The sequence below is a fragment of the Carnobacterium sp. FSL W8-0810 genome (assembly GCF_038007125.1).
GTDB lineage: Bacteria > Bacillota > Bacilli > Lactobacillales > Carnobacteriaceae > Carnobacterium_B > Carnobacterium_B inhibens.
Map to the genome: position 1 here is coordinate 1,494,050 of NZ_JBBOWO010000001.1, position 15,349 is coordinate 1,509,398.

Below are 15,349 nucleotides of genomic sequence, written 5' to 3' on the forward strand. Positions count from 1 at the left end.
TATCCTAATTGTGTGTTTTTTATAGTTAATTTCTTTTTTTTTGATATAATTAATTTGTAACAAAAAATATAATGGAGGGTTTTAATGAAAAATGTTTTAAAATTTGGTGAATTTATCAAGAAAAATATAAGAGGAAAACAACAAAAATTTAATAAAAATAAAATTGTTTCAGTTATACTTATAGTCTTTTTCTTGCTAAATCCTGTCGCTCTAGTATTTTCGAATACCGTGTATGCTGAAAATAATATAGACTTGGAAGTACATAATGATAAAAGTTCAAATTCAACTGATAATATTTCTATTGATTCAAGTAATTCACTAGAAGAAATGGAGACCAATAAAGAAATTGATTCTTCTGAAGATGTTAGTGAAGCTGAATCAGAAGCAGTAAAAGAGTCAGAGGCAACAAAAGAATCAGAAGTAACAAAAGAATCAGAAGCAACAAAAGAATCAGAAGCAACAAAAGAATCAGAAGCAACAAAAGAATCAGAAGCAACAAAAGAATCAGAAGCAACAAAAGAATCAGAAGCAACAAAAGAATCAGAGGTAACAAAAGAATCAGAAGCAGTAAAAGAATCTGAGGCAACAGAAGAAACAGAAGAAACAGAAGAAAATTGGTACTTTTCGCAAGAAGATATTAGAGAAGCAGCCTTTTCTGATTTTAAAAAAAGCTCTCAATCGTTTAATAGTAGAGCAATGCCATATACAACTCAATTTATCAATTCAATAGCTCCTTATGTTATGGAATTATCTGAGCTATACGGTTTGTACCCATCAGTTATGATTGCTCAGGCTGCTTTAGAGAGTGGTTGGGGTGGAAATTCTCCTGCTCTTCCTAAAGATTATGTGCTGAGTTTGCCGCCTAATTATAATTTATTCGGAGTAAAAGGAAATTATAATGGAAATTCAGTGATTGTAAAGACTAAAGAGTTTGATAAAAAAACGAATTCTTTTATTACTATTGAAACTAGTTTTAGAAAATACCCTTCCTATAAAGAATCTTTGGAAGATTATGCAAAAAAAATTAGAAGCAATGATACAACAGCAGATAAATCTTATTATTCAGGAATGTGGGTAGAAAATGCTGAAAATTATAAATCAGCTACAAATTCTTGGAAAACAAAGTTATATGCTACAGATCCTGAATATACAGAAAAAATTAATACTATTATTGAAAGAGAAAATTTAACAAAATATGATGAAGAACTTTATCACACAGTACTATCTTCAAAAAATGTATCTTATACAGCAACAATAAACAGAGGCAAGGATAGTATCAATACAAAACCTTGGGGCGTTCCAGGATTCGTAACAGTTATGAGATCATCTGAGATTGTAGGTTCAACCGTAACTGTCAGTCAAGAAAAAGTAACCAGTAAAGCAACATGGGCTTTAATTTCAGTTAATGGAAAAGAAATAGGTTGGATTGATAAAGCTGGTTTAACTCAAACTGAATCTGTTTTAAAAACAACTAATATAGTTTACGCTGCTGTAATTAAAAGAGGAACAGATAGTATCAATACTCAACCTTATGGTGTAGCTGGATATAAATTGGTAGATCGCTCTTCAAAGTATTTAAATAAGACTGTAACTGTCAGTCAAGAAAAAGTAACAAATCGAGCAACTTGGGCATTGATTTCAGTTAATGGAAAAGAGATTGGCTGGGTAGACAAACGTGCTTTAACTGTAGATAAAGTATTGTCCACAAAAAATACGACTTATGCAGGAGTAATTAGTACAACTGATGATAGTATCAGTTCTGTACCTTGGGGAACAGAGGGCTATAAAATCATAAAACGAACAACTGCATACAAAGGAAAAACAGTAACTGTCAGTCAAGAAAAAGTAACGAACCGAGCAACTTGGTCATTGATATCAGTTAACGGAAAAGAGATAGGTTGGGTAGACAAACGTGCTTTAACTTTAGATAAAGTGCTCTCCACAAAAAAAGTAACTTATGCTGGAAAAATTAATAATTCAGATAATAGCATTAGTAGTAAACCTTGGGGGACAGAGGGTTATAAAGTTATAGCACGAACAACTGCATATAAAGGAAAAACAGTAATTATCAGTCAAGAAAAAGTAACGAACCGAGCAACTTGGTCATTGATATCAGTTAACGGAAAAGAGATAGGTTGGGTAGATAAACGTGCTTTAACTTTAGATAAAGTGCTGTCTACAAAAAAAGTAACTTATGCAGGAGTAGTTAATACAACAGGAGATAGTATAAGTTCTATACCTTGGGGAACAGAAGGCTATAAAGTTATAGCACGAACATCTGCATACAAAGGAAAAACAGTAACTGTCAGTCAAGAAAAAGTAACGAACCGAGCAACTTGGTCATTGATATCAGTTAACGGAAAAGAGATAGGTTGGGTAGACAAACGTGCTTTAACTTTAGATAAAGTGCTCTCCACAAAAAAAGTAACTTATGCTGGAAAAATTAATAATTCAGATAATAGCATTAGTAGTAAACCTTGGGGGACAGAGGGTTATAAAGTTATAGCACGAACAACTGCATATAAAGGAAAAACAGTAATTGTTAGTCAAGAAAAAGTAACCAATAGAGCAACATGGGTATTGATTTCAGTTAATGGAAAAGAAATTGGATGGGTTGATAAAAGAGGTTTAGAAGTTGATACTATTGTTTCGACAAAAACGACTTCATATCAAGCGATTATCAACCGTTCTACAGATTCAATAAACACAAAACCATGGGGAACTAATGGATATGTTACTACAAGTAAATCTTCAGCATATCTTGGTGGTCAAGTGACAGTAATAAAAGAAACAAAAACAAATAGAGCAACATGGGCATTAATTACGTCTAATGGTATAGAATTGGGGTGGATTGATGTTAATGGGCTAAAACCTATAAAACAAGGTAAAAAAACGATCTTTATTGATGCTGGCCACGGTGGAAAAGATCCAGGGGCTGTTTCAAATGGACTTCAAGAGAAGAAACTTAATTTATCCGTAGCATTAAAAGTAAGAAATAAATTAGAAGCAAAAGGATATAATGTTGTAATGTCTAGAACTACAGATGTATTTTTAGAACTTTCAGAAATTGCTCAGAAAGCTAATAATTCAAGAGCAAATATTTTTGTGAGTATTCATCATAATGCAATTGGTAATACAACGGGAAATGGAACTGCATATGGAATCGAGTCTTATTCATATAATGCAAAAGGAACATCAACAAACCCGTTATCCAATAATTTATTTCGACTAAATGAAAGTACTAAATTAGCTACAAGTATTCAGGGGAAAATGGTCAGTCAAACAGGGGCATTTAATCGTGGAGCTAAAAAAGATAATTTCCATGTTATAAGACAAACGAATATGCCAGCAGTTTTATTGGAATTAGGTTTTGTTGATAATAAGGCAGAAAGCCTTAAACTTAATACGAATAACTACCAAGAAAAATTGGCAAATGGTATTGTACAAGGAATAGATAATTATTTTAAATAATATCCAATAACAAAAGACAGTAAGAACCTATCTATAAGGTTTTTACTGTCTTTTTATTCTATGTGTATCTTTTTTTTTACATATCTTGTGTAGAAACTAAGCTATTCTATATTGATTTTGGATATGCTATAATAATATTGTTGTGTAAATATAAGGTAATTTAGTTACTCCCAATTTGGTTTAATACAAAAGGAATGTTGATATGAATAATCAAAAAAAATTAGATAGAAATAGTTTGATTTATGATGAGTATAAAAAATATAAACTAAGCAAGGAAATTATTTCTCATATATATATAAATGAGTCTTTTTTATTTTTTAATATTGAGTCCATTGATTTAGATATTGAAAAAAGTATGATTTGTCTTTTGGACAAAAGAACAAAAAGGTTAATTAAATTATCGGTTACTATAATACAAAATAAAGTTGCAATTGATTTGAAAAATCTAAGTGATGAAATTTCTGGAAATTGGGAAGTTGTTTATGTAAACAGAGAGCAAAAAACAATTCATTTCCTTTATACCTCTAAGAAAGAGGTTCTAACAAAAAAAGATTTTGTCATTGGACGTTTATTAAATAATAATTCTTTATCAGTAGTATCCTATATTAATTTAAATAATTACCAATTGAATTTGTATATTAATACAAAGGAAGAAGTTTTAAATAAATTTCCTATACAAGGCTATGACATTAATCATAAAGAGAAAACAATCTTGAAAACAGAAAATGTTAATGTTCAATCTTTAGAGATAGAAAATAATTTTCTGGTACTAAAGATTTCAAAAGAATTAAAAGGAAAGATTAGTTCCTTTTTTGTGAAAAAAAGAAAAGAAGAACAAAAATTTTATCTTAGTTATTACGAAGAAGAAAAAAGTTCTCAATTGATTTTAAAAATAAATTTGGAACAATTATTTTTGTATTTCAATAAAAGTACACGATTAGATTTATATTTAGAAGAAAATCCGGGAGATTTTATTTTTGAACGAAAGATCACTTTTTATTTTCGAAATTATGAAGAAAAAAAACAGCCTTATCAAAAAATTATTGTTCTAGATGATAACTTCGGTCTAGTACCGTATGTTACAAAAAATCAAAATATTTCAATATTTATGAGTGAAAAAAGCAAATTAATTAGTGATTCATTTTCTGGAAAAGTTATTTTGAAGAAAATTTCAAAAAATAAAAATGGTGTATTAAATGGTGAAATTGAACTCCAAACAGATGAATTTTTTGAAGAAAAATCTATTATAGTAAAACTTAGAAAAAGTGAAAATGGGGAGAACTTTATTATACCCATCACTAAAAAAAATTCATTAAACAAATTTAATTTTAGTTTAGATTTAAAAAAATACGAATTTAGTCAGTTTTATTGGGATTTTTTCTTAGTTATAAATAATCAACAAGGGCAAGAAGTTCATTTAAGAGTAAAAAATGATAGTTTGAAAATAAAAATGGCTTTACAGCTCTGTGAAAAAAAATATAGTTATTACTATCCTGATAGTGAATATAAAGTATATCCTTATATTACTGCTTCAGAAGAATTTAGTCTTAATTACAGACTAAATGGTGAATATGAAGATCCTAAATATAAACGTAATGAAAAAATAGCTTATTTCTTGTATTTAATTATAGGATTATTTTACAAAAGAGAAAAAAAATGGTTAATTCATGAAAAATTTAGTAATACTGCTCAAGATAATTCTTTTTATTTTTTCAAATACTGCTATGAAAAACATTATGAAAAAAAAGTTTATTATGTAATAAAAAAAGACTCTGATGATTTAAAGTATTTAGAACCTTATAAAGATCGTGTTATCTATTTTATGAGTATTAAACATCTACTATATTTACTAACTTGTAATAAGATTGTTTCTTCTGAAGCAAAAGGACATGGATATGCATGGAGAGTTTCAGGTGGGTTAATTAAACCAGTTATGAATAGAAAGCATTATATATTTTTACAGCATGGAGTATTAGGATTAAAGCAGATTGATAATACGTTTAAAGCTCATGGTGTAAATCATGCTGATTTATTTATCGCTTCTTCTGATTTTGAAAAAGATATTATCATGAAGCATTTTGGTTATAAAGATTCAGAAGTTTTAGTATCTGGTTTAGCACGCTGGGATAATTTTAAGCAAAGAAAAAATTATTTTAAACAAGAAATATTTTTTATGCCTACTTGGAGAAATTGGTTAGAAGAAGTTAGTGATGATGTTTTTTTACAATCTGAATATTTTAAAGAATATAGTGAGTTTTTACAATCAGATGACTTATCAATTATTTTGAATAAGAAAGAAGTAAATTTGAATTTTTACCTGCATCCTAAATTTATGCCCTTTACTAAATATTTTGAATCATTAGATAAAAGAATAAATATTGTGGGATTTGGGGAAAAGACGATTAATGAACTTGTTTATGATTGTTCATTGTTAATTACAGATTACTCTAGTGTAGCTTGGGAAGCTTATTATCAAGATAAAACAGTTCTCTTTTATCAATTTGATAGAGAAAAGTATGAACAATTACAAGGTAGTTATATGGATTTAGAAACAGATTTATTTGGAGAGTGTGCTTTTGATTCTAAAGAACTTATTGAAAAAATAGATAAACTAATTACTTCAGATTTCTCTAGTATTAATAATGAAAAGTATTTAGAAGATAAAAATCGTTATTTTAAATATGTAGATAAAGATAATTCTAAACGGATATATCAAGGAATTTTAGAAACTGAAGAAAATAATTCTTTGGAAAATGAGATAATATTTAGTCTGAAAAGTAATATTTATTTTAGAACTATTTGGAGAAGAATTAAGACAATTAAAATAATAAAAATATTGAAAAGTTATTTAATGGATTAATAGCTAGTTATTTAAAAGAAGAGTTTAATATGTTCTAAATTTAGTAATAAAGGGTGTAAAAGATGAGAATTAGTAATTTATATTTGGAGAATAACGTTATAATGATTAGTTCTGATAATAGTGAACTTAATGATATAGTAGATGTAATTCTAATTAATAAAAAATACAATAAAACATATAACAGCAAAATAACGATAGAAACTGGTAAATTATATATTGAAATTTTACCAACAATTTTTGAACAGAATGAAGTTAGTGATTGGAAAATGTTGTATAAGAAAAAAAATGAAACTACTTATTATCCATTTATCCTAAAAAATAAAAGTATAGATTTCCATAAAAAAAGTAGTATTAAAGTTAATCAAAATCAATATCTTATTTCGTTTAATATAGAAGAAAATGAAGCGGTTTTTGTGACTCTATATCCTAAATCGTTACTTTCGTTAGAAACTATTGCTTCAGATAAAAAACAACTAACACTGTATTTTAAAAATATAGCACAGAATCAAAAGAAGTATACTCACTTATTGTTAAGAAATCGAAAAACAAAAAGTGTTCTCAAGTTTAAATTTAGTAAAGATGAGCTAGCTGTTAATATAAAATTTGACAAAAAAAACTTTTTGAAAAGTGATACGATTTGGGATATGTTTCTTTCTTACCTAAATGAAGAGAATAAGAAAGAAATTGAAAAGGTATCCTATTATAACAAAGATAATAGAATTGAAACAATTCATACTCATAACGAAAAAAGTAACAATCAAAATTACACTATTAATACTTTGCTACGGGACGGAAATTGCGTAGCTTTAAAAATAGATAATGATGTAAAAGTATTATTAGAAACTATCTCTAATAAGGATAACCAATTATCTATAAGATTTAATAAGAAGTCAATTAAAGATAACATTAAGTCAATTATTTTTAAAAATATTAAGAAAGATAAAGAATATATTTTTGAACTTTGTAATCAAGAAGAATTCGCTTTTGATATTGAATTAAATAGTGAGTTACTTTCTATGTTTTCAAAAGGTATTTGGGATATATTTGCTGAATGCTATACTGAGCAAAATGATGTGTACCAAGTTAGGATACAATCATCAATAAAGCAAAGTGAAAAAGTTAATATTTATGATGAAAATAATTTTTTTGATATCTATGCATTATCATCAGAAGAAGATAATGCTCTTATTTCTATCCAAGATATCAGTCAAAATTCTGTGATCTGTAAAGGTGTTACTGTAGGAAACAAATTAAATTTACTGTTAGAAACTGACTATTTTTTTGATGAACCTACTAATGTAATTATTAAACATAGAAAAACTGATATACAAATTTCATTAACTTTAAATAGAATAAATCCCTATTTATATTATGCATACTTAGACCTTGAAGAAAAAAATCCATTTAAAGCTCTGGGGATTTGGGATATTTACTACGAATTAACAACACCAAATGAAGAACATAGATATGAAAGAGTGAAATTTAAAACTAAAAGAGTCTATAAAATTCTATCGGACAATTTATTTTTTCCTAATCAAAATATTGTTGATTTTACAGCATACTCTACTGTTGATGATGAATTATCACTTAAAGTTTCTGAGAGTAAAATGGTAGTAAGTAATGTAAACTTTGAACAAAACGTTTTAAATGTGAGTGGTACAATAAATAACCGACTATTTAGCCGTCATTCGCCTGAAATTACTACTAAAATGCAACTTCTTAATGAAGACAAAGTAATCATTGAACAAGAACTTAAAGATTGTTCGTTTCAAGATAATGTATGTTACTTTAATATGAAATTAAATACAGATCTTATACCTGTAACTGAGAACCTAATAGACACTATATTAGAACCAAGACTTGTTTTTAATATTGGCAACTATTCATATTATCAAAATATTACTAATGTTGAAGAAGATTATATAAGTTCAAAATATTTAATTTATCCAAATTTTATTTTCCAGCAAAATGGTAGTAAGTATAGTATGCATCCACGTTTTTATAGAAATACATTGACTTTGAAACTATCTTATTTAGGAAAAGTGAAGTTGATAGCTGCTACAAAAAATACGATTAAAGTAGAAATCAATGAGCTGGAACACAAAAAAATTGATGAGGCATTTTTGATTATTAAGAAAGATAATGATGAGGAGTTAAGACTTACTGAAACAGCCTCTGAATTTTCAATCGAACAAAATAATCAATTTATATTGAAAGTAAAAGCTAAAGTAACCGGTGATGAGCTAGAAGATTTTCAAAATGGTTTATATCCAGTTATTTGTTGTGTAGTTTCTAATAATCATAAGAGGTACATACCAATTGATTTTACAGATGATCAACTAGCTAAAGATATTCCAATACGGAAAAAGCTGAATATAAATAAGAACCCTTATAGCCTTTGTTATAAGAGACGTTCACGAGAATTGAAAGTAGAATTAATAAAACAAGCATATAAGCCTAATTTATTTTACTTAATCAGATTTTATCTTGCTTTTATTTTAGCTAAACTAGTTATAAGAAGAAAAAGATATTGGATTGTTGGAGAAAACTTAGGATATAGTGCTCAAGATAATGGGTATTTTTTCTTTAAAGCTGCTAAGGAAAAAAAAGTTAAAGAAAAAACTTATTTTGTTTATAGGGATGAATTTCTTGAAAAAAATTCTTTGAATAAAGAAAAAGGTATGATAAAATACGACTCATTTAAACATTTCTTTGTATATTTTAAATCAGATTTTTTAATTGTTTCTCATGGAGTGAGAGATGTATTGCCAACAATTTACCATGATACAACTAAAAATAAAAAGAAAATAATACATCTTCAACATGGTATCGTAGCAATGAAAAAAGTATTTTTTCACAAAAATTCATATAATGGCAAAGTCCGTAAAATGGTAGTGAGTTCAGATTTCGAAAAACAAATTTTTATCGAAAAAATGAAGATGTCTCCACAACAAATTATGAATAGCGGTTTGGTTAGATATGACTATTTAAATGATGAATCCCAAAATCAGGAGAAAAAAATTATTTTTGTAATGCCTACATGGCGAGAATGGATAATTAAGGATGAAGAAACTTTTTTACAATCTGATTTTTATAAAAGCTATAGCGAACTATTAAATGATAAAGAGCTCAATGATTATCTAAAAGAAAATAATCTTGTTATTAAAATCGTACCTCATATAGAAATTAGACTGAAGTACATGAAATATTTTTCAAGTAAATATGATTATATTCAAGTAATAGACACGGAAAAAGAAACAGTCCAAGAATTAATAAAGAAAAGTTCATTACTAATAACTGATTACTCTAGTGTCGCTTTGGATTTTGTATATTTAAATAAACCGGTCTTATTCTATCACTTTGACTTAGAAGACTATTTAATTAATAGAGGTTCATTTGTAAATCTCTATACAGACTTATTTGGTCCAGTTGCTTATCAATATGATGATTTGAAAATAAAAATTAAAGAAATTCAAAATGAGAATTTTATTACGAAAGAAGAATATATTAGAAAATCTTCGCGCCATTTTGACCATAAAGATAAAAATAATTTTAAACGTACGTACAAAAGAATAAGAAAGTTTAATCCAAAGGGGTAGAATGGCTATGAAAGTAACATTTTTAGTATACAATATCTACGGAATAGGAGGTACTGTTAGAACTGTTGTTAATACGGCTAACTATTTAGCTTCTGCTGGCTATGAAGTAGAAATTATTAGTGTTCGGAAGACTCGAACTAAACCTACTTTTCGAATAGACAAAAAAATAAAATTAAAACCTCTATTAAATGTAAAGAAGGGAATTTCAAAATCCGGAATAAAAGGATTTATTGCTGATTTTTTAAACAAAATGCCAAGTATTTTAATTGATAAAAATGAAGATCTTTATAAAATGTTTACTATGTATACAGATTTTTTGATACGTACTGCACTGAAACAATTAAAAACGGATGTTTTAATTACAACAGTTCCAAGTTTTAATTTATTAGCGATTAAATATGCTGATTCAAAAATCATTCGAATTGGGCAAGAACATGCACAATTTTCTGTTCATGGAAGATCGCTAAAAAGAAAAATCAAGAAAAATTACGCTAAATTAGATGCATTGACAGTTTTAACAAAAAAAGAAAATGAAGCCTACAAAGCATTATTTGATAACAAATTAAATATCATAGAAATACCTAATGCAACACAAAAAACTGATATTAGAGTTAATTACAATAATAAAATGATAGTAACTGCTGGTCGTTTTGTATACCAAAAAGGCTTTGAAAGACTCATCAAATCATATGTACCTATTGCTAAAAAATATCCTGATTGGACTTTGAGAATTTATGGTTCTGGTTATGATTATGAGTTAATGCGTGAAACTATTAATAGATATAATTTATATAATCATGTATTCTTATTTCCTAGTAGTAAAAATATACTCCATGAATTTGGAAAAGCTTCTATTTTTGTTTTACCATCTCGTTTTGAACCATTTGGAATGGTTGTGATAGAAGCAATGTCTGTAGGATTACCTATTGTTTCTTATGATAGTTATGGTCCTGCTAAAATCATAGAAGATGGAAAAGATGGATTTATAGTTGAAATGGATAATGAAAAGGAGCTTAAAAATAAAATCAGTCAATTAATCGAAAATAAAAAATTAAGGAAGAAAATGGGAGAAGAAGCCATTAATAAAGCAGATTATTATTCTGAGAATACAATTGGAAAAATTTGGGAAGAATCATTTTTACAGTTAAAGAATAATAAAACTAAATAATAAAATTGTATTACAAGTATTCTATACTTCTAGATATTTTTTAACTAAAAGGGTTCTAAGCTAATATTTGGTTTAGGACTCTTTTAGTTTTTATTATTTAAAAGGGGAATTTTTTATTAAAAAAAATATTTATGTTAATATATACATGCTATACTATGTAATTAAAAAAATTATAGAATTAGGAGTTTAAAAATGAATTTTAAAAAAAGAACAGCAAGTAAAAGTGGATTAAATTTAGCAATTATTGCTCTTTTCGTTTTTTTGAGTATTTTTGTTCTGTATTTCACTATTTTTCACAATGGAGAGATAATGCTAGGTGATGATCTTCAGTTTCATAAAAATAGAATTGAAGGCTTAGCCGAAGCTTTAAGAAATCATGAATATTTTCCGAAAGTAAATATGGTTTTTATAAATACAATGGGCTATGCATCAAGCATATTTTATTCAGACTTATTTCTCTATTTTCCCGCAATATTAAGAGTTATTGGATTATCTATTTCGGAGACCTATATCTTATTTATTATAGCAATCAATTTTTTAACATTTATAATAGCTTATATTTCCTTTTTTAATGTAACAATGAAACAAAAAAATAGCTTAGTGTTTTCATTGTTGTATACATTGTCTACTTATCGTCTGCTTGATATAACTAGACGTGGCGCAATTGGTGAGGTATTAGCTTTATGCTTTTTACCTATAGCTTTTATGGGACTTTACCACATTATCTATGGAAAACCCAATAGATGGTACTACCTTTCTATCGGGATGGCGCTAATTATTTATGCACATATATTATCTGCAATTATGTTAGCTTTTTTAATTTTAGTATTTTTATTAGTCAATAGCAAAGAATTGCTAAAAAATAAAAATAGAATAACCAGCTTTATGAAAGCAGTTGGAATAACTATTCCATTAGTTATAGGTTATTTTGTTCCTATTTTAGAACAAATGGCTTCTCAAACTTTTAAAGTAAAAAGTAATCCAGTTGTTTATATTTCTGAGAAAGCTTTGAAACTAGGAGATATTATATTCGATGCTTTATCTAATAATCCACGTCCAAATATGGGGATTTTGTTGATTGTTTTTATGTTTGTGTATGTTTTTTCATTAAAAAAAATAACATCGAACAGTTCAAAGCACTTTATCTTATTAAGCACATTTTTTTTAATACTTACTACTGATTTGATTCCTTGGAGAGTCTTAGAACAAACATTTTTTAATACTATTCAATTTCCATGGAGATTTTTTACTTTCGTCACTTTATTAACTTGTTGGTTTATTGCTGAAGATTCTCTTAATTTTTTTAATAATAAAGTATTTAAAGCTACTGTTTTAATAGCTTGTGTATTGTTTTCTTTTTCTTATACAATAAATCTTCGTTATCAAACGGATGAAAAAAAGATGGTAACATATAATGAGTTTAATAAAGTTGATTCTTATATAATAGGATCGGGATTAGAGTATTTGCCTGGAAATACTGATTACGATAAATTGAAAACTAAAAACTTGAATTTAGGGTATGATACTGAGAATATAGATATACAAAATTATACAAAATTTAGGAGTACTATTACATTTGATTTTGATACATCTAGCAAGCAAATTGTTACTTTACCATTAGTCTATTATAAAGGATACACCTCTGAATTTATGGGTAACGGGCAAGTAAGTAAACCTTATTTAAATGAAACAGAAGAAGGTTTGGCGTCTATTGCAGTAGAGGGAAAAGGAACTGTAACGATTCAATATAAAAATACATTTGCTCAAAATATATCTTTAATTGTTTCAATTTTTAGTTGGATTTTTCTTTGTGTTTTCCTTATTTTTAGGAAAGAAATGTATAAATACTATATTATTAGTAAGCAAAAGAGGGAGAACAGATGACAAAAAACGATATGATATCAATCGTAGTACCTTGTTATAATGAAGAAGAATCAATTATGCTTTTTTATAAAGAAATGGAAAAAATACGAAAAAAAATTTTTGTGGATTTTGAATATATTTTTATAAATGATGGTTCTAAAGATAAAACATTGTCTATCTTAAGAGACTTGGCAAAAAAAGATAATGATCAGGTGAGATATATCTCCTTTTCTAGAAACTTTGGAAAAGAATCGGCCCTGTATGCTGGTTTAAAATTTTCTACTGGAAGTTATGTCACAGTAATGGATGTTGATCTTCAAGATCCTCCCGAGTTGCTTCCTGAAATGTTACGTTTAATCAGAGAAGAAGAATATGACTGTATAGGCACAAGGCGTGTTAGTAGAGAAGGAGAACCTTTATTACGTTCACTTTTTGCAAAGCAGTTTTATCGAATCATTAATCGTATTTCAGATACTGAAATAGTTGATGGAGCAAGAGATTATCGGTTAATGACAAGGCAAATGGTGAATGCTATCTTAGAAATTACAGAGTATAACCGCTTTTCTAAGGGTATTTTTAGTTGGATAGGTTTTAAAACCAAATATTTAGAATATAAAAATATTGAAAGAATAAAAGGGGAAACTACATGGTCTTTCTGGTCGCTATTCAAATATTCATTAGATGGGATTATAGCATTTTCTGAGGCCCCGTTATCTTTTGCTGCACTTGTTGGTATCTTCTCATTTTTACTAGCAATTATCATGATGTTTGTTGTTGCAATTAGGACTCTTTTATTTGATGATCCTACTTCTGGTTGGACCTCTTTGGTAGTTATAATATTAGGAATTGGAGGTCTACAATTGTTTTGTATGGGAATTATCGGAAAATATCTAGGGAAAACTTATTTAGAAACGAAGAAAAGACCTATTTATATAGTAAAGGAGACAGAGAATGATATAAAGTAATGTGTTTATGGAACTAAGTCAAATAACATTATGAAAATAGTTGACTATTTTAAATAATAAAAAGTCATTAGAGGAATAATTCTTCTAATGACTTTTTCCTTTGAGAAAGTATAAGAAAACAAAATATAGTTCTTAGTAGTTTTGGAGTAAATACTGAAGTATGATAAAATAAAACTATTAGAAAATTGAAGGTTGGGAGAGAAATGAAGAAAATAAAAGTAATGACTATATTTGGTACAAGACCAGAAGCTATAAAAATGGCTCCTATTATTTTGGAATTAGAAAAACAGTCTAATAGATTTGAATCAACAATAGTCGTAACAGCACAACATCGTCAGATGCTCGATCAAGTATTGAATATTTTTAAGATACAACCAGATTATGATTTAGATATTATGAAAGACAAACAATCTTTAGCTTATATTACTTCAAATGTACTTACAGGATTAGAAGAAGTTATAAAAAAAGAAAAACCAGATATTATATTAGTTCATGGAGATACAACGACTACATTTGCTGCAAGTCTTGCAGCTTTTTATAACCAAATAAAAATAGGTCATGTGGAAGCAGGGCTACGTACGTGGAATAAATTTTCTCCGTATCCGGAAGAAATGAATCGTCAAGTAACAGATGTATTAGCTGATTTGTATTTTGCTCCAACGGCTGAAAGTAAAGCTAATCTATTAAAAGAAAATCATCCTGAAAAATATATTTTTATTACAGGGAATACAGCAATAGATGCGTTAAAAGAAACAGTGAAAGAGGATTATCATCATGATTTACTTGATAAGATAAATGAAAATAACAAATTAATCTTAATGACGATGCATCGTCGTGAAAATCAAGGTGAACCTATGAAGTGTGTTTTTAGAGCCATTAGAAAAATAGTTGAGGAACATGTTGATGTAGAAGTGGCTTTTCCAGTTCATTTAAATCCTGTAGTTCAAGATATTGCTAATAATATTTTAGGCGGCCATGAACGGATACATTTAATTAAACCGCTGGATGTTATAGATTTCCATAATATTGCTGGCAGAAGCTACTTGATTATGTCTGATTCTGGTGGAGTACAAGAAGAAGCTCCTTCACTAGGAGTTCCAGTACTGGTGTTACGTGATACTACAGAACGACCAGAAGGAATAGCTGCTGGTACGTTGAAATTAGTTGGAACTCAAACAGAAGAAATTTTGGTATCATTGAATGAATTGCTAGAGAACAAAGAAAAATATAAAGAAATGTCAGAAGCTTTAAATCCTTATGGTGACGGTTTAGCTTCAAAGCGTATATTAGAATCTATAGCATATGAATTTGGTGTAATTAATGAAAGACCAAATTCTTTTAAATAAAGTTAATACTGACTATAAAGCGCAATTACAAGAAATAAAAAAGCAGATATACTATTACGTCTTGTAACGCAATAGTA

At 27.7% G+C, this 15,349-nt stretch carries 7 protein-coding genes; all 7 read left to right on the forward strand.

The window, feature by feature from the left end; translation table 11 throughout:
* Positions 1 to 84: 84 nt before the first annotated feature.
* The 7 genes from NST49_RS07250 (at position 85) to wecB (ending at position 15,272) form a co-directional block, all read left to right on the forward strand.
* Positions 85 to 3,471: a GW dipeptide domain-containing protein gene (locus NST49_RS07250; protein WP_341047749.1), complete on the forward strand. Its 3,387-nt coding sequence runs from the start codon at positions 85 to 87 to the stop codon at positions 3,469 to 3,471.
* 202 nt (positions 3,472 to 3,673) lie between these two features.
* Positions 3,674 to 6,331, forward strand: coding sequence for a CDP-glycerol glycerophosphotransferase family protein (locus NST49_RS07255; RefSeq protein WP_341047751.1), 2,658 nt, complete (start codon positions 3,674 to 3,676; stop codon positions 6,329 to 6,331).
* Positions 6,332 to 6,432: 101 nt separating this feature from the next.
* Entirely contained in the window at positions 6,433 to 9,930 is a 3,498-nt protein-coding gene (locus tag NST49_RS07260) for a CDP-glycerol glycerophosphotransferase family protein (protein ID WP_341047753.1), read from the forward strand.
* 1 nt (position 9,931) lies between these two features.
* Entirely contained in the window at positions 9,932 to 11,098 is a 1,167-nt protein-coding gene (locus NST49_RS07265) for a glycosyltransferase family 4 protein (RefSeq protein ID WP_341047755.1), read from the forward strand.
* Positions 11,099 to 11,290: 192 nt separating this feature from the next.
* Positions 11,291 to 12,982: a DUF6541 family protein gene (locus NST49_RS07270; RefSeq protein WP_341047757.1), complete on the forward strand. Its 1,692-nt coding sequence runs from the start codon at positions 11,291 to 11,293 to the stop codon at positions 12,980 to 12,982.
* Between the two features lie 11 nt (positions 12,983 to 12,993).
* Positions 12,994 to 13,926, forward strand: coding sequence for a glycosyltransferase family 2 protein (locus NST49_RS07275; RefSeq protein WP_341048687.1), 933 nt, complete (start codon positions 12,994 to 12,996; stop codon positions 13,924 to 13,926).
* Positions 13,927 to 14,129: 203 nt separating this feature from the next.
* The gene (gene wecB / locus NST49_RS07280; protein ID WP_341047759.1) at positions 14,130 to 15,272 is read left to right on the forward strand and encodes a non-hydrolyzing UDP-N-acetylglucosamine 2-epimerase; all 1,143 of its coding nucleotides are present in this window, start codon (positions 14,130 to 14,132) and stop codon (positions 15,270 to 15,272) included.
* Positions 15,273 to 15,349 lie beyond the last annotated feature (77 nt).

Coding starts and splice junctions, on each gene's coding strand:
- NST49_RS07250 (WP_341047749.1), top strand. CDS start 85: ATGAAAAATGTTTTAAAATTTGGTGAATTTATCAAGAAAAATATAAGA.
- NST49_RS07265 (WP_341047755.1), top strand. CDS start 9,932: ATGGCTATGAAAGTAACATTTTTAGTATACAATATCTACGGAATAGGA.
- NST49_RS07275 (WP_341048687.1), top strand. CDS start 12,994: ATGATATCAATCGTAGTACCTTGTTATAATGAAGAAGAATCAATTATG.
- NST49_RS07270 (WP_341047757.1), top strand. CDS start 11,291: ATGAATTTTAAAAAAAGAACAGCAAGTAAAAGTGGATTAAATTTAGCA.
- NST49_RS07255 (WP_341047751.1), top strand. CDS start 3,674: ATGAATAATCAAAAAAAATTAGATAGAAATAGTTTGATTTATGATGAG.
- wecB (WP_341047759.1), top strand. CDS start 14,130: ATGAAGAAAATAAAAGTAATGACTATATTTGGTACAAGACCAGAAGCT.
- NST49_RS07260 (WP_341047753.1), top strand. CDS start 6,433: ATGATTAGTTCTGATAATAGTGAACTTAATGATATAGTAGATGTAATT.